19 protein-coding genes are annotated in these 19,720 nt (G+C 72.9%); 8 read left to right on the forward strand and 11 right to left on the reverse strand.

Translation table 11 applies throughout. The features are described 5' to 3' along the window. Positions 1–11 precede the first annotated feature (11 nt). The 4 genes from ABT015_RS24840 to ABT015_RS24855 form a co-directional block, all read right to left on the reverse strand. Positions 12–878: a branched-chain amino acid ABC transporter permease gene (locus tag ABT015_RS24840; protein ID WP_350882629.1), complete on the reverse strand. Its 867-nt coding sequence runs from the start codon at positions 876–878 to the stop codon at positions 12–14. Further along, positions 878–1,684, reverse strand: a complete 807-nt coding sequence (locus tag ABT015_RS24845) for an ABC transporter ATP-binding protein (protein WP_350882631.1) — start codon at positions 1,682–1,684, stop codon at positions 878–880. Before ABT015_RS24845 ends, ABT015_RS24840 begins: the two co-directional genes overlap by 1 nt. Positions 1,685–1,749: 65 nt before the next feature. Then, a complete protein-coding gene (locus tag ABT015_RS24850) occupies positions 1,750–2,562 on the reverse strand; it encodes an ABC transporter ATP-binding protein (protein WP_350882633.1) in 813 nt (270 codons plus the stop codon). 5 nt (positions 2,563–2,567) lie between these two features. Beyond that, complete coding sequence (locus ABT015_RS24855; protein WP_350882635.1) at positions 2,568–3,842, reverse strand: substrate-binding domain-containing protein; 1,275 nt, start codon at positions 3,840–3,842, stop codon at positions 2,568–2,570. 358 nt (positions 3,843–4,200) lie between these two features. Here ABT015_RS24855 and ABT015_RS24860 point away from each other — a divergent pair, with 358 nt between their 5' ends. From ABT015_RS24860 to glxA, 4 genes are all read left to right on the forward strand, one after another. Then, positions 4,201–4,962, forward strand: a complete 762-nt coding sequence (locus ABT015_RS24860; protein WP_350882637.1) for a CoA transferase subunit A — start codon at positions 4,201–4,203, stop codon at positions 4,960–4,962. Positions 4,963–4,966: 4 nt separating this feature from the next. Then, entirely contained in the window at positions 4,967–5,650 is a 684-nt protein-coding gene (locus ABT015_RS24865) for a 3-oxoacid CoA-transferase subunit B (RefSeq protein WP_350882639.1), read from the forward strand. Between the two features lie 635 nt (positions 5,651–6,285). Next, positions 6,286–8,367 carry a glycosyltransferase family 2 protein gene (locus ABT015_RS24870; RefSeq protein WP_350882641.1) on the forward strand — a complete coding sequence of 694 codons (2,082 nt, stop codon included), beginning with the start codon at positions 6,286–6,288 and terminating at the stop codon, positions 8,365–8,367. A 96-nt stretch (positions 8,368–8,463) separates the two neighbouring features. Continuing rightward, the gene (gene glxA / locus ABT015_RS24875) at positions 8,464–10,395 is read left to right on the forward strand and encodes a radical copper oxidase GlxA (RefSeq protein ID WP_502897393.1); all 1,932 of its coding nucleotides are present in this window, start codon (positions 8,464–8,466) and stop codon (positions 10,393–10,395) included. Positions 10,396–10,484: 89 nt separating this feature from the next. Here glxA and ABT015_RS24880 read toward each other — a convergent pair whose 3' ends face one another. The 3 genes from ABT015_RS24880 to ABT015_RS24890 form a co-directional block, all read right to left on the reverse strand. Then, entirely contained in the window at positions 10,485–11,552 is a 1,068-nt protein-coding gene (locus ABT015_RS24880; RefSeq protein ID WP_350882643.1) for a glycoside hydrolase family 6 protein, read from the reverse strand. A 195-nt stretch (positions 11,553–11,747) separates the two neighbouring features. After that, on the reverse strand, positions 11,748–12,476 hold the full coding sequence (locus tag ABT015_RS24885) for a uracil-DNA glycosylase (protein WP_350882645.1): 729 nt from the start codon (positions 12,474–12,476) through the stop codon (positions 11,748–11,750). A gap of 223 nt (positions 12,477–12,699) precedes the next feature. Then, positions 12,700–13,479: an HAD-IIA family hydrolase gene (locus ABT015_RS24890; RefSeq protein ID WP_063349252.1), complete on the reverse strand. Its 780-nt coding sequence runs from the start codon at positions 13,477–13,479 to the stop codon at positions 12,700–12,702. Positions 13,480–13,666: 187 nt separating this feature from the next. Between ABT015_RS24890 and ABT015_RS24895 the strand changes: the two genes are divergently transcribed. Beyond that, positions 13,667–14,755 (forward strand): Gfo/Idh/MocA family oxidoreductase, encoded by a 1,089-nt coding sequence (locus tag ABT015_RS24895; protein ID WP_350882647.1) that lies wholly within the window; start codon positions 13,667–13,669, stop codon positions 14,753–14,755. A gap of 117 nt (positions 14,756–14,872) precedes the next feature. Here the strand turns inward: ABT015_RS24895 and ABT015_RS24900 are convergent, their stop codons facing one another. Both ABT015_RS24900 and ABT015_RS24905 read right to left on the reverse strand, forming a co-directional pair. Then, on the reverse strand, positions 14,873–15,295 hold the full coding sequence (locus tag ABT015_RS24900; RefSeq protein WP_350882649.1) for a type II toxin-antitoxin system VapC family toxin: 423 nt from the start codon (positions 15,293–15,295) through the stop codon (positions 14,873–14,875). Beyond that, a complete protein-coding gene (locus ABT015_RS24905; protein WP_063349249.1) occupies positions 15,288–15,572 on the reverse strand; it encodes a type II toxin-antitoxin system Phd/YefM family antitoxin in 285 nt (94 codons plus the stop codon). The genes ABT015_RS24900 and ABT015_RS24905 overlap by 8 nt, the downstream gene beginning before the upstream one ends. A gap of 222 nt (positions 15,573–15,794) precedes the next feature. Here ABT015_RS24905 and ABT015_RS24910 point away from each other — a divergent pair, with 222 nt between their 5' ends. Continuing rightward, positions 15,795–16,157 (forward strand): DUF6412 domain-containing protein, encoded by a 363-nt coding sequence (locus tag ABT015_RS24910; RefSeq protein ID WP_350882651.1) that lies wholly within the window; start codon positions 15,795–15,797, stop codon positions 16,155–16,157. A gap of 81 nt (positions 16,158–16,238) precedes the next feature. After that, on the forward strand, positions 16,239–16,931 hold the full coding sequence (locus ABT015_RS24915) for a YidC/Oxa1 family membrane protein insertase (protein WP_350882653.1): 693 nt from the start codon (positions 16,239–16,241) through the stop codon (positions 16,929–16,931). A 42-nt stretch (positions 16,932–16,973) separates the two neighbouring features. Here the strand turns inward: ABT015_RS24915 and ABT015_RS24920 are convergent, their stop codons facing one another. Beyond that, complete coding sequence (locus ABT015_RS24920; protein WP_350882655.1) at positions 16,974–17,660, reverse strand: HAD family hydrolase; 687 nt, start codon at positions 17,658–17,660, stop codon at positions 16,974–16,976. 29 nt (positions 17,661–17,689) lie between these two features. After that, positions 17,690–18,265 carry an NUDIX hydrolase gene (locus tag ABT015_RS24925; protein WP_350882657.1) on the reverse strand — a complete coding sequence of 192 codons (576 nt, stop codon included), beginning with the start codon at positions 18,263–18,265 and terminating at the stop codon, positions 17,690–17,692. A 255-nt stretch (positions 18,266–18,520) separates the two neighbouring features. Between ABT015_RS24925 and ABT015_RS24930 the strand changes: the two genes are divergently transcribed. Beyond that, positions 18,521–19,288 carry a CDP-alcohol phosphatidyltransferase family protein gene (locus ABT015_RS24930; protein ID WP_350882659.1) on the forward strand — a complete coding sequence of 256 codons (768 nt, stop codon included), beginning with the start codon at positions 18,521–18,523 and terminating at the stop codon, positions 19,286–19,288. The last annotated feature ends 432 nt before the right edge of the window (positions 19,289–19,720 follow it).

Consider the following 19,720-nt stretch of genomic DNA (forward strand, 5'->3'; position numbering starts at 1 on the left):
AGTTTCGGCGCTCACGCGAGCCTCCCGGTGAGTCCACGGGGTCGGACGAGAAGCAGGACGGCGAGCAGGACGACGACCGAGAGGTCGCCGAGCCCGGCGCCGGTGTAGTAGTTGGCGAACTGCTGGACGAGACCAACGCCCACGGAGGCGACGGCGGCCCCGGTGACGGAGCCCATGCCGCCCATCACCACGACGACGAAGGCGAAGATGAGCAGCCCGGTCCCCTGGCCGGGATTGACCGAACCGAAGTAGAGGCCACCGAGGGCACCGCCGAGCGCGGCGGCTGCCCCGCCGATGGCGAAGACGAGGGTGAACGCCTTCCGGACGTCGATGCCGAGCGCAGTGACCATCGCCCGGTCCTCGACCCCGGCCCGGACGATCAGCCCGTAGCGGGTACGGGCGAGGAACAACCGAAGAGCGAGCAGCAGCAGCGCGGCCGCGGCCACGAGCACGAAGCGGTTGACCGGGACGGTCGCACCGAGCACGTGCCAGGTGCCGGAGAGCACGGCGGGCTGGGGGAAGGGGCGGGCGTCCGCGCCCCAGATCCCCATCAGGAGGGCGGGCACGGCGAGCCCGACCCCGACGGTGGCGAGGATCTGATCGCGCGGCCGGCTGTAGAGCGGGCGGATCAGGAAGAGCTCCAGCAGGACGGCGGCGGCCGTTCCGACCAGGGTGCCGAACGGCACCGCGAGCCAGAAGGAGAGGCTGGCCTCGGTGCCGGCCCACCAGGTGGCATAGGCGCCGATGGAGAGCAGGGCGCCGTGCGCGAAGTTGAGCACGTCCATCAGACCGAAGATCAACGACAGGCCGGAGGCGACCAGGAAGTACAGCGCACCAAGACCGAGTCCGGTACAGGAGAGGAGGACGACGGTGTCCATCAGGGCTTCACCTCCGCGGTGACGACAGGGGCGGCCGGAGATGCGGCGGGCCGGGGTCCGCCGGCGAGCGGGTGACGGGAGCCGACGCCGAGCAGGCGGCGGGCGGCCTCCTCGTCGGCCAACAGCTCGGCGGTGTCACCCCGGTGGGCGGTACGGCCGTCGGCCAGGACGGCGCAGGTGCCGGCCAGCCGTCGGACGAGGGCGAGGTTCTGCTCGACCAGGAGAACGGGCACGGCCTCGGCCGCTCGCGCCAGCACCTCGGCCACCTCGGCGACGATCTTCGGAGCCAGGCCCTTGGTGGGCTCGTCGGCGATGATCAACCGGTTGCGGTTGAGCAGCGTCCGGCCTATCGCCACCATCTGCTGCTGGCCGCCGGAGAGTGTCCCGGCCAACTGGCTGGCCCGCTGCTTGAGTTCGGGAAAGAGCTCGTGGACGAGTGGATAGTTCGGCTCGCCCGTCTCACCCTCGCTCCGGACGGCACGCTCTGCGAGGCGGAGGTTCTCGGCGACCGTCAGGCTGGCGAAGATCCCTCGGTCCTCGGGCGCGTAGCCGATGCCATGACGGACTACCAGGTGTGTGGGAAGGGAGGCGAGTTCGGCACCGGAGAAGCGGACGCTTCCGGTGCGCGGCACCAGGCCCATCACGGCCCTGACCGTGGTGGTCTTGCCGGCGCCGTTGCGGCCGAGGAGCGCGGTGACCCCGGCGGGGGCCACGTCGAGGTCGACACCGTGCAGGATGTGCAGCCCGCCGATGACCACCCGCAGATCGCGAACGGAGAGGAGAGGGGCGACAGGAGACGTAGGCACGGCCGCAGAGGCAGAGGTAGAGGTAGAGGTAGAGGCGGAAACGGGCGAGGGGAGCGGAGAGGAGGTCACAGCGCCTCGCCCAGGTAGGCCTGTTGCACGGTCGGGTCGGCCATCACGGCCTCGGGGGTGTCCAGCGCGAGCAGCGTGCCGTGGTGCATCACCGCGAGGCGGTCGGCCAGCCCGAGCAGGACGTCCATGTGGTGCTCGACCATCAGGACGGTCCGGCCCAGGTCTCGGTGCACGGACCGGATCAGCTCGGTGAGGGCCGGTACCTCCTCGGCGCTGACCCCGGCCATCGGCTCGTCCAGCAGGATCAACCGCGGATCGGAGACGAGGAGGACGGCCAGTTCCAGTTTGCGCTTCTCGCCGTGCGAGAGCGCGCCCGCCAAGGTGTCCGCGCGGTGGCTGAGTTCGGTGCGGTGGAGGGTCTCGGCCAGCTGCTCCTGGTACCGGTCGGCACGGCGCCAGAGCCGGTACGAGGCGCGCGGTCCCGCCGCTGCCTGGGCTGCCAGTCGGACGTGGTCGGCGACCGTCATCCCCGGCCAGAGGGAGGAGGTCTGGAAGGTGCGGCCGAGACCGCGGCGCGCCCGGGCGTGCACGGCCTCGGCGGTGACGTCCACACCGTCGAGGTGGAGACTGCCGTGGCTCGCCGGGTAGATGCCGGAGATCAGGTTGAAAAGGGACGTCTTGCCGGCGCCGTTGGGGCCGATGAAGGCGATGAACTCGCCTTCGCCGACCGAGAAGGAGACGTCCTCGACGATCGGCACCCCGCGGACGGACCAGCCGAGTCCGTCCAGCCGCAGCACCGGGGCGGGCGAGGCCGTGGCCGAGGCCGGGAAACCGGCCGGGGAAGGAGTGGGGGCGGTGGGAGCGGGCATCGGGATCAGCCCGCCATCGGGGTGACCGGGGGCGCCACCTCGTCCGCGGTCAGGGCCTTCTCCACCGAGGGCCTGGCGGCGGCCCCGGTACCGGTCAGCCGGGCCTGGAACATCGGCTGGAGGAGGGCGTGGTCCTCGGCGCGCACCGTGGTGCGTCCCTTCACCCCGTCGAAGCTCCAGCCCTCCAGCGCCTTGACCAGGGCCGACGTGTCATCGGCGGAACCGTGGTTGGCCTCGACGGCGTGCACGATCATCTGGGCGGCGGTGAAGCCGTCGGGCGTGAAGATGTCGGTCTTCCCGCCGGAGGCGGTGACGGCCTCGTCCATGGCCTTCTCCACCGGGGTGCCGGCGGCTCCGCCGAAGTAGTGGTTCAGGAAGGAGATCTTCTCGGCCGCCGGGCCGAACAGCGGATAGGAGGCGGCCAGGTCCAGGCCGGTGACGACCTTGGTGTCGGCGAACACGTCCTGCTGGTTGAGCGCCGTCCACAGGGCCGAGGAGGAGTCGCCGGCCCAGGCGACGAACAGCAGGTCGGGCTTGGCGGTCTTGGCCTGGGTGGCGAACGGGGTGAGGTCGGTGGCGCTCGGCGGGGCGAGCACCTGGTCGACCGTCGCGCCCTGGGCGCCGAGCACGGCCTTGACGGCAGCCACGTTGGCCTGCCCGAAGGCGTTGTCCTGAGCGAGCACGGTGACCTTCTTGCCCTTGGCGTCACCGATGAACGAGGCCGCGGTACGGATGTCCTGGAAGGACTGGCGGCCGGAACGGAAGGTGTACTTGTTCAAGCCGGTGACCTTGTCGGCGGCGGCCGGGCCGCTGATGAAGAGCACCTTGTTCTGGGCGGCGATCGGGCCGACCTGGAGGGCGACGCCCGAGGCGGTGGAGCCGGCCAGGACCTTGTAGCCCTTGCCGATCAGGTCCTTGGCGGCGGACACCGCCTTGGCCGGGTCGCCCGCGTCGTCCTGCTCCTCGAAATCGACCTTGTGTCCGTCGACCGCGCCGGTGCCCTTGGTCGCGTAGCTCAGCCCCGCCTTGAAGCCCTCCAGGTACTGCTTGCCGTAGGCGGCCAGCGGTCCGGTCTTGGAGTACACCAGGCCGACCTTGACCGGGCTCTTCGCGCCACCGCCGCCCGCCGAGGCCGTCCCGGCGGTGCCGGCCTTGGCGCAGCCCGCGGCGAGCAGGACGCACGCCGCGACGGCGGCGAGCTTCCGGGCCGGACCGCCGGTCAGGGTCTCGCCCGGGCGGGCGCCGGAGGCGGGCCGAGTGGGGGCTGTCGAGCTGCGCATGGTGACCGACTCCTGAGGGTGCGGCGGGGTGGATGCCGGAACCGTAGGTGTGCGGTGGGACTGGCGACATGTGCCCGGGCGACGCATCGGCCCATCATGATGTGGCTCCGGCCGACATACCACCCGGGCGGCGCCGTCCCCCGGACGTCCGGGTGTGGCCGGCCGACACGGGCTCGTACCCGCCCATGGCGGGAGCCGCCATGGCTGCGGCGGCCCGCGTCCGGTGACGGTGGAGGGGCTCGGCAGCCGTCCGGCGGCGGCCGCCGGGTCTTCCCGCCGAACCCTCCCGCCGGGTCTTCCCGCCGGGCCCGGCCCGGGCGTGCCCTCTCCCGTATCCCACTCCTCACGAGGTGATCCCTTGGACAAGGTCCTGGACTCCCCCGCCGACGCGGTCGGGGACATCCCCGACGGCGCGGTGCTGGCCGTCGGCGGCTTCGGCCTCTGCGGCATCCCGAGCACCCTGATCGGCGCCCTGGCGGACACCGGCACCACCGGACTCCAGGTGGTCTCGAACAACTGCGGGGTGGACGACTGGGGGCTCGGCCTGCTGCTGCGGGCGGGCCGGATCGCCCGGATGACGTCCTCGTACGTCGGCGAGAACAAGGAGTTCGCCCGGCAGTACCTCTCCGGCGAGCTGGAGGTGGAGCTCACCCCGCAGGGCACGCTGGCCGAGCGGCTGCGGGCCGGCGGCGCCGGCGTCCCCGCGTTCTACACCCCGGCCGGGGTCGGCACCCAGGTCGAGGAGGGAGGGCTGCCCTGGCGCTACGCGGCGGACGGCTCGGTGGCGCTGGCCTCACCGGCCAAGGAGGTCCGGGAGTTCGGCGGCCGCCGGTACCTGCTGGAGGAGGCCATCACGGCGGACTTCGCGCTGGTCCGGGCCGAGGTGGCGGACCGGCACGGTAACTGCGTGTTCCACGCCGCCGCCCGCAACTTCAATCCGCTCTGCGCGACGGCGGGCCGGATCACCCTGGTCGAGGCGGACCGGATCGTCGAGGCGGGCGAGCTCGCCCCGGACGCCGTGCACCTGCCCGGCGTGTACGTGGACCGGGTGGTGGCCGCCGATCCCGCGGACCGCCGCATCGAGCGCCGGACCGTCCGCCCCACACTCCAGGAGGCCTGAACCGATGTCCACCCCGACCAGCACCCGGCCCCCCGCGCCCACCTCGCGGCCCGGCCTCGACCCGCGCAACGCCCTGGCCGCCCGGGCCGCCCGCGAACTGCGCGACGGCCAGTACGTGAACCTGGGCATCGGCCTGCCCACCCTGATCCCCAGTCATCTCCCGCCGGGCGTCGAGGTGGTGCTGCACTCGGAGAACGGCATCCTGGGCGTCGGCCCGTACCCGGTCGAGGGCGCGGAGCACGCCGATCTGATCAACGCCGGGAAGGAGACGGTGACGGTCGCCCCCGGCGCCTCGTACTTCGACTCGGCCTTCTCCTTCGGCATGATCCGGGCCGGCCGGATCGACGTCTCGGTGCTCGGCGCCATGCAGGTCTCGGCGGCCGGCGACCTCGCCAACTGGATGATCCCCGGCAAGATGGTCAAGGGCATGGGCGGCGCGATGGACCTCGTGCACGGGGCCCGCCGACTGATCGTGGTCATGGAGCACACCGCCCGGGACGGCTCCCCGAAGATCGTCGAGGAGCTCTCACTTCCCGCCACCGGCAGGGGAGTTGTCAACCGGATCGTGACCGATCTGGCCGTGATCGACGTGACGCCGGACGGACTGCGGGTGGTGGAGACGGCCCCTGGCGCGGGGTTCGCGGACGTCCAGGCCGCGACGGGCGCCGCCCTCCTTCCACCGCTCTGACCGGACCGGACCGGGCTGGACCCGGCTGGACCCGGCTGGACCCGGCTGGACCGGACGCACCGAACCCGCCCCGCAGCAGCGGCCGGGCCTCCCGTCGGGGAGGTCCGGCCGTTCGCGTTGCCCCCGCGGCGCCGCTACCGCCACCTCGCCCGCCGAATTCGCCGCATTAGCACCACCGCGGTGCGGATTGGCCGGGAACCGCAGGATCTTCATGCTTGCGCGGTGATCATTTCCCGGACAGCTTGCGATCACGGTTGCCCTCCGGGAGAGTTGGGGGCGCTGTGGATCCCGCGTGTCCGGAGGGGAAGCCGGGAGCGCACCGGGATCCGCATTCGAAGTCCCCGCAGGCGCGCAATGAATTCCGCTCGCAAACGCCCACCGGCACAAGCGGACGCATGACGCGAATGACAGCCCGAAAACCGCTTGGAAACAACGGCGGTCCACCGGGTGGTGTTTCACGGGGGAGGCTTTCGAGGCACGAGGCAAGGCGAAGCAAGGCTCCGGGGGGAGCGGACCAGCCCCGCCGAACGCGGCCGGCCAGGCGCACCGCGGGACGGCGGATCGCATACCCCCGGTCTGAACACGTACCAACGGGCCCGCCGCCACGGCCGGGCCCCGGCCGGGGGGAGCAGACGATGACCATGCCGTTCGCGCGACAGAAGGACGCCGGGACGGCCGGCGGGCGAGGCGCCGGACGGCGGCTCGACGACGACCTGGCCACCGTTGCCGCACCCGAAGCCCCGTACGACTACGGTCACTTCAGTCGGCTGGCAGGCCCGGCACACGACCCGGACGAGGAGGACGACCTCGGCGGCGGCGTCTACCGGCCCGAGCCCGCCCACCACCACGGAGCCGCGCCCACACCGTGGCACGCGCACGAGGCCGCCCAAGAGTCCGACCCCACCGCCCCCTACCGCGTCCAGTACCGCAGCCTGCTGCGCCGCGAGCCGCACCGGATCCGCGCCGCCCTGCTGATGGTGGCGGCCCCCCTGGTGGAGGTGGTGCTGCTGGTCTGGCTGCTGCTGCCGGAGCACTGGCCGGAGCGCCCCGGCGAGACGCACACCCTGGTGCTGCTGGGCGACAAGGTGATGATCGGGATCGTCGCCGTGGTCGAGGTGTTCCGGCTGGTCAACGTCGTGTCCAACACCCACGCCACGCTCGTCGCCCGCGATCCGATACCGGTGACGCCGGAGTCCGGCACCCGGGTCGCGTTCGTCACCGCCTGCGTGCCGGGCAAGGAGCCGGCGGAGATGGTGCGGGCCACGCTGGTCGCGGCGCGCGCCGTCCGGCACGACGGCCCGTACGACGTCTGGCTGCTGGACGAGGGAAACGATCCTGCGATGCAGGCGCTCTGCACCGAGCTGGGCGTCCGCCACTTCAGCCGCTTCGGCCGCCCGTACTGGAACCAGCCCAAGGGCCGGTTCCGCACCGGCACCAAGCACGGCAACTACAACGCCTGGTTGCAGGCGCACGGCGACGACTACGACTTCTGGGTCTCGGTGGACACCGACCACGCCCCGCTGCCGGACTTCTGCGAGCGGATGCTCGGCTACTTCCGTGACCCCGACGTGGCATTCGTGGTCGGGCCCCAGGTGTACGGGAACTACCGCAGCTCGGGATCGGCCGTCACCAAATTCTCCGAGAGCCAGCAGTACCTCTTCCACGCACTCATCCAGCGCGCCGGAAACCGTTACGGCGCGCCCATGTTCGTCGGCACCAACAACGCCGTCAGAATCCGTGCACTCCAGTCGATCGGCGGGTTGTACGACTCCATCACGGAGGACATGGCGACCGGCCTGGAGTTCCACCGGAGCCGGAACGCCGAGACCGGTGAACGCTGGAAATCCGTGTACACCCCGGACGTGCTCGCGGTCGGCGAGGGCCCGTCCTCCTGGACCGACTTCTTCTCCCAGCAGCTGCGCTGGAGCCGCGGCACCTACGAGACCCTGCTCACCCAGTACTGGCGGGTGCTCTGGCGGCTGTCGCCCGGGCGGCTGCTCAACTACTCGCTGATGGTGGGCTTCTACCCGATGGCGGCGCTCACCTGGCTGCTCGGCGGTCTGTCCAGCGTGCTCTACCTGGTGTTCGGCGCCTCGGGGGTCCATGTGTCCTCCGAGATCTGGATGATGCTGTACAGCGACGCCGCCGCGCTCCAACTGCTGCTCTACACCTGGAACCGCAAGCACAACGTCAGCCCGCACGAGCCGGCCGGCTCCTCCGGGGTCGCGGGCATGCTGATGTCCGCGCTCTGCGGCCCGGTCTACGCGGCCTCGCTCGTGCAGGCGCTGTTTCGGCGGCGCAGCCGCTTCGTGGTGACGCCGAAGGGCCGTTCGGCCAGCGCGGACCGGGTGAGCACGTTCCGCTTCCACCTGTTCTGGACGCTGGTGTTCGGCGGCGCGATAGCGGCTTCCTTCTTCACCGGCTACGACCACGTCGCGATGCGCACCTGGGCCTGGATCGCCCTGGTCCTGACCGTGCTGCCGATCCTGGTGCTGGCCGGCGACGCCGTCCGCCGCCGACGCGCCCGGCCCACGGCCACGCTCACCGTCACCGGCGGTCCGGCGGCGACCCCGAGGGTCGTCCTGGAGAAGCGCCGTCCCCGGCACGCCCGCGACCCCCGGCGCGGTGCGACCGCACCGGTCGCACCGATCACACCGGCCGCGCCGCCGGGCGCCCCCGCAGTGCCCGACCGGGCGGAGCGCACCACCACCCGCTGAAGCCGCCCCGCCAGCACCCCGAACCGCCAGCACCCCCGACCCGCCAGCACCCCCGAACCTCACGAGCTCCCGAACCTCACGAGGGGACCAACCACCGTGAAGATCCACAAGACCGGCCGGACCAAGCGCTTCGCCCTCGGCAGCACCGTCGCGCTGACCGTCGCCGGGATGAACGCGCCCGCCGTCCTCGGCTTCGCCAGCCAGCAGTACCACCAGTACGTGATCAACCGCCCCGACTACAAGGCGGAGTACGGCCACTGGCAGACCCTCACGCTCCCCGCCGAGTTCCGGGTCAACGCCGTCCACGCCACGCTGCTGCGCACCGGCAAGGTCCTCATCGTGGCCGGCTCCGGCAACGACGAGAAGCGCTTCGACGCGGGCAGCTTCCGCAGCCTGCTCTGGGACCCGGCCGCGAACACCTACAAGCTGATACCCACCCCGGCCGACATGTTCTGCGGCGGCCACGCCTCGCTGCCGGACGGCCGCGTCCTGGTGGCCGGCGGCACCCAGCGGTACGAGAAGCTGGCGGGCGTGGTGAAGAGGGCGGCCGGCGTCATGCGGGTGCGCAACGAGAGCCCCGAGCGCGCCAGGACGTTCCCCAAGGGCACCGTCTTCGTCGGCCCGAACGGGCGGGAGTACGCCTCCACCGTGCCGGTGACCGTCCCGGCCGCGGTGAAGACCGGCGCCGGCAAGCAGACCGTCGTCACCGCCGGCGAGCAGCACGTGTTCGTCGAGGCGGTCGGCGAGGGCGCCGACTACGTCACCGACGCCCCCGCCCAGTACCGGATCAAGGGCCTGGCCGGGGCCGACGCCCGCAACCTGTACGGGCAGGGCACGAAGCTGACCCTGGACAAACAGGAGTACCAGGGCATCCGCTCCGCGTTCGAGTTCAACCCGGACACCGAGCTGTACGAGCAGGTCACCGACATGGCGTACGCCCGCTGGTACCCGACGCTCACCGGGCTGGGCGACGGGCGGGTGGTCACCGTCTCGGGCCTGGACGACACCGGGGAGATCCTCAACGGCAACGACAACGAGATCTACGACCCGAAGAACAAGACCTGGTCCAAGGGCCCGGACCGCTATTTCCCGACCTACCCGTCGATCTTCCTGACCGCCTCCGGCAAGCTCTTCTACTCGGGCTCCAACGGCGGCTACGGCCCGGCCGACAAGGGTCGCGACCCCGGGGTGTGGGACCTGTCGAACGACGGCTTCCAGCCCGTCCCCGGCCTGCGCGACCCCGCCCTCACCGAGACCTCGTCCTCGGTGCTGCTGCCGCCCGCGCAGGCCCAGAAGGTGATGGTGCTCGGCGGCGGGGGCGTCGGCGAGTCGCCGCTGTCCACCGCCCGCACCGACATCGTCGACCTCTCCGCCGCCAAGCCCGCCTTCACCCCGGGCCCGGACCTGCCGGCCGGCGGCACCCGCTACCTGAACAGCGTGATCCTCCCGGACGACACCGTGTTCACCACCGGCGGCTCCAGCGGCTACCGGGGCCGGGGCGCCAGCGACCTGCTCAAGGCGCAGGTGTACCACCCGGACACCAACAGCTTCAGCACCGCCGCCGAGCCCGCCGTCGGCCGCAACTACCACTCCGAGGCGCTGCTGCTGCCGGACGGCCGGGTGGCCGTACTCGGTTCCAACCCGCTGTTCGCGGACAAGGCCGAGACCACGCCGGGCGGCTTCGAGCAGCGCATCGAGATCTACACCCCGCCGTACCTGTTCCACGGCGACCGCCCGCAGGTGGCCGCCGCACCGGGGGCCGCGAAGCTCGGCACCACCGTGCGGATCGGCACCGCCCGGCCGGACGCGGTCGCCACCGCCAAGCTGATCCGGCCGAGTTCGGTCACCCACGTGACCGACGTCGAACAGCGGTCGGTGGCCCTGGACATCAGCGGTCGCACGGCCGACGGGGTCTCGCTCACGCTCCCCTCCAACCCGAACCTGCTGCCGCCCGGCTGGTACATGCTGTTCCTGACCGACGCCGCCGGCACCCCGTCGGTCGCGCGCTGGATCCAGGTGACCGGCTGAACGACACCGGGTGCGTCACGGCCTGGCGCGTACCCGCACTGGCGCGGACCCACACTGGCGCGCACCCGCACTGGCGTGGGCCAGCCCTCTCAGCGGGCGGCCTGCGCCAGGCCGAGCGCGTACGGCAGCCAGAACTCGCCCGCCCGGGGCTCGCCGCGCCCGCACTCGCCGTCCGACTCCCCCGGGTTCTTGATCCACAGGTAGGCGTCGACCCCGTCCCGGCCGGTGTCGGCGGTCGGCCGCTCGCCGAGCGCGCGGCCGGGCGGGTTGCACCAGGCGTCGCCGCCCAGCGGGCCGTTGCCGTTGCGGCTGGTGTCGATGACGAAGTGCTTCCCACCCAGGGCGGCGGAGAGCTGGCCGCCGTAGGCCGTGTTGCGGCCGGTGTCGTAGAAGTTGGCGACGTTCACCGCGAAGCCGTCCGCCGCCGCGATCCCCGACTTGCGCAGCGCGGTGGAGAGTTCGGCCGGGTCCTGCGACCAGCCGGGGTTGCCCGCGTCCAGGTAGACCCGCACCTGCGGACGCTTCTTCAGCTCCTGCACGGCGAAGGCCAGCAGGCCGTACCGCTCGGCGGCCAGGTCGCCCTTGATCCCGCAGCTGTCCAGGGTGTGCGCGACGGCGTCCGGCTCCAGCACCACCCAGGCCTTGCGGTCGCCGAGGGCCTCCGCGACACCGCTGATCCAGGCCCGGTAGGAGGCGGCGTCGGCGGCGCCGCCGGCCGAGTACAGGCCACAGTCGCGGTGCGGGATGTTGTAGGCGACGAAGACCGCCGTCCGGTCCGCCTCGGCGGCCCGGCGGCTGACCTGTTCGGCGATCTCCTTGGCGCCCTGCTCGCCCAGCCACTGCGAGGAGGGCTGGGCGGCGATCCGCAGCAGCGTGTCGGCCTCCGCCGGCCGGCCCTGGCCGCGCAGGGCGGTCACCTGCCGGGCGGCGTTGGTCTGGTCGGAGACGTAGAAGGCCTGGCCGGGGAGCTGAGCGAGGCTCGCGGGGCCGGCGCCCGGGTTCGCGGCGGAGGCGGTCGGGTTCGCGGCGAGGGCAGTCGGCGCAGCTGTCGGCCCGCCGGGTGATCCCTTGGCCGATCCGGCGGTCGAACCGCTACAGCCCGCGGCCCCCGCCAACAGCACGACCAGGGCCGCCCCCACGGCCCGTCGGATTGCCACTACCCGTCCCACCCGGCGCACGTACCGCCCCTCCCCCAGAGCCGGTCCGGCGACCGGTCGGCACCAGCTAAGCACACCGGCCACCGGGCACCCACGACGGGCGGTGAACGCCGGGTGGCCGTGAGCGGGCGGACGGGCGACCCCGCCCGCCCGGGCCACCCCTCACCCAACCCCCGGGCGCCCGGCCCCAGATGCTCAGCCCTGCTTCAGGTTGGGCACCTGCCAGTCGATCGGCTCGCCGCCGAAGCCGTCCAGCGCCGTGTCGATCTGCGAGAACGGGCGGCTGCCGAAGAACAGCTTGGCCGACAGCGGCGACGGGTGCGCGCCCTGCACGACCACGTGCTTGGACGTGTCGATCAGCGGCAGCTTCTTCTTCGCGTAGTTGCCCCACAGCACGAAGACCACCGGCTCCTCGCGCTCGCTCACCGCCTTGATCACGGCGTCGGTGAACTTCTCCCAGCCCTTCGCCTTGTGCGAGTTGGCCTCGTGCGCGCGCACCGTGAGCACCGCGTTGAGCAGCAGGACGCCCTGCTCGGCCCAGTGCATCAGGTAGCCGTTGTCCGGGGCGGGGATGCCGAGGTCGGCGTCCAGCTCCTTGAAGATGTTGCGCAGCGAGGGCGGCGTCCTGGTGCCGGGCAGCACCGAGAAGCTCATGCCGTGGGCCTGGCCGTCGTCGTGGTACGGGTCCTGCCCGAGGACCAGCACCCGGACCTTCTCGTACGGCGTGGCCTCCAGCGCGGCGAACTCCTGGCCGCTCGGCGGGAACACCTGGTGCTGCGCACGCTCGGCCGCCACGAAGGCCGCCAGCTCGGCGAAGTACGGCTTCTCCGTCTCGGCGCCCAGCACCGGGCGCCAGGACTCGGGCAGCTCCAGCCCGTCGCCCTCGCCGGCCTCCACCACGCCCGCCTCGACCGTGTCCGTCACGACATCTACCTCCCACACCGCGGCTGTTGTGCCGCACGCCCTCTTTCACCCCGAACGCTACACAGCCCCACCGACAACTCACTCCGCCGAAGCCGCAGTAGCCGCCGAAGCCACAGAAGCCGCAGAAGACAGCGCGGACCCAACAGACCGCGGGGCCGACGGTACGAAGCGGGCCCCGCTCCGGCGACCGGCCGGAACGGGGCCCACGACAGCACCGCAGAGGCTAGACCAGCTCGACCAGGTCCGCGATCGACTTGACCACCCGGGTCGGCCGGTACGGGAAGCGTTCGACGTCGGCGGCGGCGGTCAGGCCGGTGAGCACCAGGATGGTCTCCATGCCGGCCTCCATGCCCGCGACGATGTCGGTGTCCATCCGGTCGCCGATCATCACGGCGGTCTCGGAGTGGGCCCCGGCGGTGTTCAGCGCCTCGCGCATCATCAGCGGGTTGGGCTTGCCGACGAAGTACGGCTCGACGCCGGTCGCCTTGGTGATCAGGGCCGCGACCGAGCCGGTGGCCGGCAGCACGCCCTCGGGGGACGGGCCGGTCTCGTCGGGGTTGGTGCAGATGAACCGGGCGCCCTGGTTGATCAGGCGGATCGCCTTGGTGAGCGCCTCGAAGCTGTAGGTGCGGGTCTCGCCGAGGACGACGTAGTCCGGGTTGTTGTCGGTCAGCACGTACCCGGCCTGGTACAGCGCGGTGGTGAGCCCCGCCTCGCCGATCACGTAGGCGGTGCCGCCCGGGCGCTGGCCCTTGAGGAACTTGGCGGTGGCCAGGGCGGAGGTCCAGATGCACTCCTCCGGCACCTCCAGGCCCATCCCGGCCAGGCGGGCGCTGAGGTCGCGCGGGGTGTAGATGGAGTTGTTGGTGAGGACCAGGAACGGCTTGCCGGACTCCCGCAGCCTGCGCAGGAACTCCTTCGCGCCGGGAATGGGCGTGCCCTCGTGGATGAGGACGCCGTCCATGTCGGTCAGCCAGGACTCGATGGGCTTGCGGTCTGCCACGTGCGTGTCTCCCGAAGTGTTGCAACGTCTGTCGAAGGCCCTGACGCGGCACAGCCTAATCCGCACGCCTGCCCGACGACAGCGCGTTCCGTCCCCCGGGACCGGCACCACCGCCCCGCCATCCCCCCCCCGGCCCCGCCCCTTGCGAAACCGGGAGCAACCGGGCGCCTCGTGATTGAGTGGGCGCATGAGCGCCTCGACCCCCTCGCCCTCCCCGGACCGCCCGTTCCGCGTCGGCCTGATCGGCTACGGCCTGGCCGGCTCCGCCTTCCACGCCCCGCTCATCGCCACCACGCCGGGGCTGCGGCTGGACGCCGTGGTCACCGCCAACCCCGAGCGCCGCGAGCAGTTGCGCCGCGAACACCCCGGCGCCCGCGCCGTCGACACCCCCGAGCAGCTGCTCGCCGACCCGGACGCGCTCGACCTCGTCGTCGTCGCCTCGCCCAACCGCACCCACGCGCCGCTCGCCCGCGCCGCCCTGCGCGCCGGGCTGGCCACCGTCGTCGACAAGCCGCTGGCCAGCACCGCCGCCGAGGCGCTGGAGCTGTGCCGGCTCGCCGAGGCCCAAAGCATCCTGCTCTCCGTGTTCCAGAACCGGCGCTGGGACGGCGACTTCCTGACCGCCGCCCGGCTGGTCCGGGGCGGCGCGCTCGGCCGGGTGCACCGTTTCGAGTCCCGCTTCGAGCGGTTCCGCCCGAAGCCCAAGCCCGGCTGGCGCGAGCTCGCCGACCCGGCGGAGGTCGGCGGCACGCTGTACGACCTGGGCAGCCACCTGGTGGACCAGGCGCTGACGCTGTTCGGCCCGGTGGAGACGGTGTACGCGGAGGTCGACGTGCGCCGGGACGGCGCGGTCGTCGACGACGACGCCTTCCTCGCCCTCACCCACGCCTCCGGCACCCGCTCGCACCTGTGGACCAGCGCCATCACCCCGCTGATCGGCCCCCGGCTGCGGGTGCTCGGCGACGCCGCCGGGTACGTCAAGCCCGGCATGGACCCGCAGGAGGCGGAGCTGCGGGCCGGGCACCGACCGGACGGCGCCCGCCCGTGGGGTGCCGACCAGCCCTCGCAGTACGGCACGCTCGGCACCGACGAGTCCTCGATCGCGCTGCCCACCGAACCGGGCGACTACCCCGCCTTCTACGCGGGCATCGCCGCCGCCCTGGCCTCCCCGGGCACCCCGCCCCCGGTCGACCCGCGCGACGCGGTGGCCACCCTGGCCGTCCTGGAGGCCGCCCGGGCCTCCGCCGCCACGGGCACCACGGTCCGCCTGGGCTGAGCGGCCGCCGGGCCTGCCGCCCCCTCAATTCCACTTCTAAGCTGCTTAGATGATCAGCCAGAGGGCGCGGCAGGCCACCAGCGCGAGAAGTGCGAGGAGAACCGCGAGCGGCGGCCCTCACACCCCGATGATCTCCACCGCCGAGCCCAGGCCCCGGAAGTCCGCGACGTTGCGGGTGTACAGCGGCAGTCCGTGGGCCGAGGCCACGGCCGCGATCATCAGGTCGATCCGGCGCGGGCGCGGCTGCCGCCCGGCGGCGATGGTGAGGGTCACCAGCGTGCCGTAGCGGGCGGCCGCCGCCGCGTCGAAGGGCAGCGGGTCGAAGTCGGCCATCGCCGCGCCCAGCACCTCCAGCCGGGCGGCCCGGCTGACCGCGTCACGGGCCATCGACACGCCCTGTTGCAGCTCCGCGAAGGTGATCGCGGTCAGCTCCGGCACGGCCGGCAGATTCGCCGGGGAGAGCAGGGCCAGATCGATGTAGACACAGGTGTCGAGCACCCCGGCCGGCCGCCGCCGGGCTGCCCGCCTGCGCTCAGCCACGCCGCCGCTCGAACGGGTCGTCGCCCTCGTCGCCCACCAGCTCCTCCGGCCCGAAGTACTCCTCGGCCTCCTTGCGCATCTGCTGGTAGTCCACCCGCGGCAGCTTCACGTGCCGCGCCACCAGCTCCTCCGCCGTGAGCCGCCGCCGTCCGGACACCGGTCGCAGCTCCGCGACCTCGACCCCGTTCCTGGTGATGTGGAAGGTCTCCCCGGCCTCCACCGCGTCCATCACCGCGGCGGAGTTGTTCCGGAACTCCCGCTGGGTAATCGTCTTCATCCCTCCACGGTAGCCCCGTGTAGCACCTGCGGCTACGCCCCTGCACCACCTCACGAAGTGCCTCGGCGCGGCGGGTACGCTACGGGGAATTCCGCGCCCGGGCGGGAACTCGGCGGGCTCGGCGATCGTCCTGAACGTCTGAAGTCCGGCCCCGAGTCCGTGGGGCCCGAAATCCGTGGTGCCGAAGCCCGAGGGCCGTGAAACCCAAGGCCCGCGAAGTCCGTGCAGCCCAAGTCCGTGCAGCCCAAGTCCGTGCGGCCCGAGTCCGTCACGCCGAAGGAGGAGCAGCGCATGACCGTCGTCGCGATGCTGCTCGGCCTGCTCCGGGTGCTGACCGGGGAGCTGGTGACCGAGGGCGGGACGGTCGCGTCGGTGGCGGCGGTCGCCGCCGTGGCGCTGCTGACCGGTGCGGTCGCGGGCACGCTGGCGGGAGCGCGGCTGCTGGGCGCGCGGGCGCCCACGGCGGTGCGCAGCGGGGTGTTGCGGCGGCGCGCGTTCCGTACGGCCTTCCTCCCGCAGCGCGATCCCGATGCCCGGGGCAGGCGACGCCCGAGGGCACCGGGTGCGGCCCCGGCGGCCGCGTAGCTTCGTCGTCTTCCGCCGTTCCACGCGGCCGTCCTCCGTCGACCACTCGTTTTCCGAGACCCCCGGAGGGCTCGCTCCACCATGTCCGTTCTCGCTGTTCTCGACCCGGCCGTCGCCGTCGCCCATGCCGCCGTCGCCGCGCTGGCCCAGGTACTGCCGACCGCGCTGGCGATCGTCCTGTTCACCGTCGCCGTCCGGCTGGCGTTGCATCCCTTCGCGCGCGCGGCGGCGCGGGGGGAGAAGTCGCGGGCGCGGCTGGCGCCGAAGGTCGCCGAGGTGAACCGGCGGTTCAAGGACCGCCCGGAGAAGCTGCGGGAGGCACTCGCCGAGCTGTACCGGGAGGAGCGGGCCTCGCCGTTCGCGGGGTGCCTGCCGATGCTGGTGCAGATTCCGTTCTTCTCGGTGATGTACCGCCTGTTCACCACCCCGAACGGCCTGCTGGACCACACCCTGTTCGGCGTGCCGCTCGGCCTGCACGTCGGGAGCGCGCACGGCGCCGGGCAGTCGGCGGTGTTCGGCCTGCTGTACGCCGGGCTGGCGGCGGTCGGGTACGTCAACTTCCGCCGGGCCAGGCGGGCGGCGGCCGCGCAGCCGACCCCTCAGCCGGGGGCTGGGCTGCTGCCTTACCTGTCCTTCGGGTCGGTGCTGTTCGCGATGCTGGTGCCGGTGGCCGCGGCGCTCCACCTGGTGACGACGAGCACGTGGACGGCCGCGGAGCGGGCCTGGCTGCACCGGGGCGGCACACCGGCGCCGGCGCCGGCGCTCGCGCTGTGAGCCTCGCGCTGTGAGCACCGCCGCCGGTCCCGCCGGTCTGCGTCAGAAGTGCCGCAGCAGTTCGGGGAAGGCCGCCAGTTGCAGGGTCGCCTCGTCGGGGCCGAGATCCTGGTGCTCCAGGACCCAGGTGTGCTGGTGCGGGATGAAGACCGTGCGCAGGCCGGCCCGGCGGGCCGGGGCGATGTCGGACTTGGGCGAGTTGCCGATCATCCAGGTCCGGTCGGGGTCGAGGCCGAGCTCGGCGCCGAGCCGCAGGTAGGTGTCCGCCGACTTCTCGGCCACGATGTGGACGCCGCGGAAGTGGTGGTCGATCGTGGAGGCCGTCACCTTGCGCTGCTGCTCATCGAGGTCGCCCTTGGTGAGCAGCAGCAGGTGGTGGCGTCCGGCGAGGTCGGCGAGGGTGTCGGCGACGCCGGGGATCAGCTCGATCTCGCGGCTGCCGAGCGGAGTGAGGAGGCCGTCGATCCGGGCCTCCTCGGCCGGGGTGGGGGTGCGGTCGCCGTTCAACCGCCGCAGGCAGTCGGCGAGGCTCTGCCGGAACACGGCGGCGCCGTAGCCGAGGGCGGCGGAGTTGGCGGCTTCGATCTCGTCGAGGACGGCCCTGGCGCGGTCGCGGTCGGCCGGGGTGGCGACCCAGTCCAGGAAGCCGTCGATGACGCGCTCGAAGAGGACGTTGTTCTCCCAGAGCGTGTCGTCGGCGTCGAAGATGAGGGTCTGGTCGGTGTGCATCCGAGTGTGCTCCAGCGGGGTTCGGAAGGTCAGGCAGGGGCGTCGAGCAGGCGGCCGGCCCGGTCGAGCGTCTCGCGGAGGTTCTCCTCGGTGGTCCGCTGCCGGGCCTCGGCGATGGTGAGCCACTCCAGCGGGGCGGCGGGGTTCTCCGGCCGCGCCCGCTCCGGGGTGCCGGTGGCCAGCAGGAAACGCAGGTCGGCGTGTTCGTGGGCCGGTTCGACGGGCGAGGCCGGGACGGGCACGACGGCGAGGTGGACGAGGGCGGCGTCGGGCCACGGGGCGAGGTCGGTGAGCCCGGTCTCCTCCAGGCCTTCGCGCAGCGCGATGTCCAGCGGCAGGATCTCCCCCGGATCGCCGTGTCCGCCGACCTGGAGCCAGGCCCGCTGGCGGACGTGCCAGCGCAGGAGGACGCGCCTGGTCGGCGGGTGGACGATCAGCGCGGAGGCGGTGAAGTGCAGCGGCGTCCCGCGGTCCCAGGCGTCGGCGGCCCCGGTGAGGTGGCGGACGCGCTCGTGGTCGGCGGTCTCCGTCGGGCCCTGCGGCCGGTGGTCGGCCAGCAGTTCGGCCAGGCCCGGGCTGTCTGCCGCGCCGCCTGCGGTCACCATGATCAGCACTCCTCGTTGCGCTCCGGACCACGTCAACCGGCTTGCGGGGGCGGGTGATCGGGGCCGGGGCTTCCGGTTCCGACGAACCCGCGAAGCCTAGCCCCGGGGCCCTCCGGCGGCCCACCGGTTTTCCTTCCGGGGCCGCCCGGCGGGCAGCTCCCCCTCCTCCGGGCGGCGACGAGGGGCCGGTCGGGGCGGCGCCCTGGAGGCCGTAGCCTGTGGTGATCGTTTCGGGACAGGTGGAGGGATGTCGTCATGGTGGCTGCTCCGGCGCTCGCGGACTTGCGCGAGGTGTGCCAGCCGCAGGCCAAGCTGCAGAGCCGCAACGGTGAGCACTGGGCGGGACGGCTGTACATGCGCCGCATCTCGCTGCGCACGACCCGGCAGTTGGTGCGGACCTCGGTGTCGCCGAACACCCTCACCTGGGTGATGGTGGTCTGCGGGGTCGGTGGCGGGGCGGCCCTGCTGATCCCCGGTCTGACCGGCGCCGTACTGGCGGCGGTGCTGTTCCAGCTGTTCCTGCTCTTCGACTGCGTCGACGGCGAAGTGGCGCGCTGGAAGCGCCAGTTCAGCATGGCCGGGGTCTACGTGGACCGGCTCGGCGCCTATCTGGCGGACGCGGCGCTGATGATCGGCGCGGGCGTGCGGGCGGCCCGGGGCGGGTCGGAGCTGTGGGTGTCGGTGGGCTTGGCGGCCGCGCTGGGCGTGGTGCTGCTCAAGGCCTCGACGGACCTGGTGGACGTGGCCCGGGCCCGCAGCGGGCAGGCCCCGGCGGACGAGGAGTCCACCCAGCCGCGCTCGCAGGGCATCGCGACCGCGCGCCGGCTCGCCTCGGTGTTCAAGATCCACCGGGTGACGAACGGCATCGAGGCCTCCCTGGTGCTGCTGGCGGCGGCCGTGGTGGACGCGGTGCTCGGCAACCTGGACGCGACGCGGGCGGCGGTCGCGGGGATCGCGGTGATCACCTGGGGCATGGTGGTGGCGCACCTGGCGTCGATCCTGTCCTCCTCGCGCCTGCGCTGACGGGCTGCGCCGCCGCGCGCGGGCGGCGGCTGCTCGGCCGCCTGATGGCCGGGAACCTCACCGCCACCGGCTTCAGCCACCGCGCCCTGGCCGCCACCGCCCCCGAACGGGTCGGCCGCGCCATCCGCACGGTCCTCGACCTGCTCGCCGCCGGTGACCTCACCCTGCCGGTGACCTCACCCTGCCGGTCACCGAAGTCCCCGGCCTGGCCGCCGTCCCCGCCGCGCTCGACGCCATGGCGGAGGGGCGGAGGGGCGGACCACCGGCAAGAACGTGGTGCGCGGGGCCGGTTGAGCCCTGCTCGGGGCGGTGCCACTTGCGCAGGAAGTCGGGCGGGCGATTCTGCTGGCGAAGTGGTTCGGGGTGGCTGTGGGACAGTAAGTGCCTGCCGGTTGGGGTGGGTTGGCTGTTTGTGGGGGTGGGTTGTGCTGC

Source organism: Kitasatospora sp. NPDC094016 (assembly GCF_040304045.1).
Lineage (GTDB): Bacteria > Actinomycetota > Actinomycetes > Streptomycetales > Streptomycetaceae > Kitasatospora.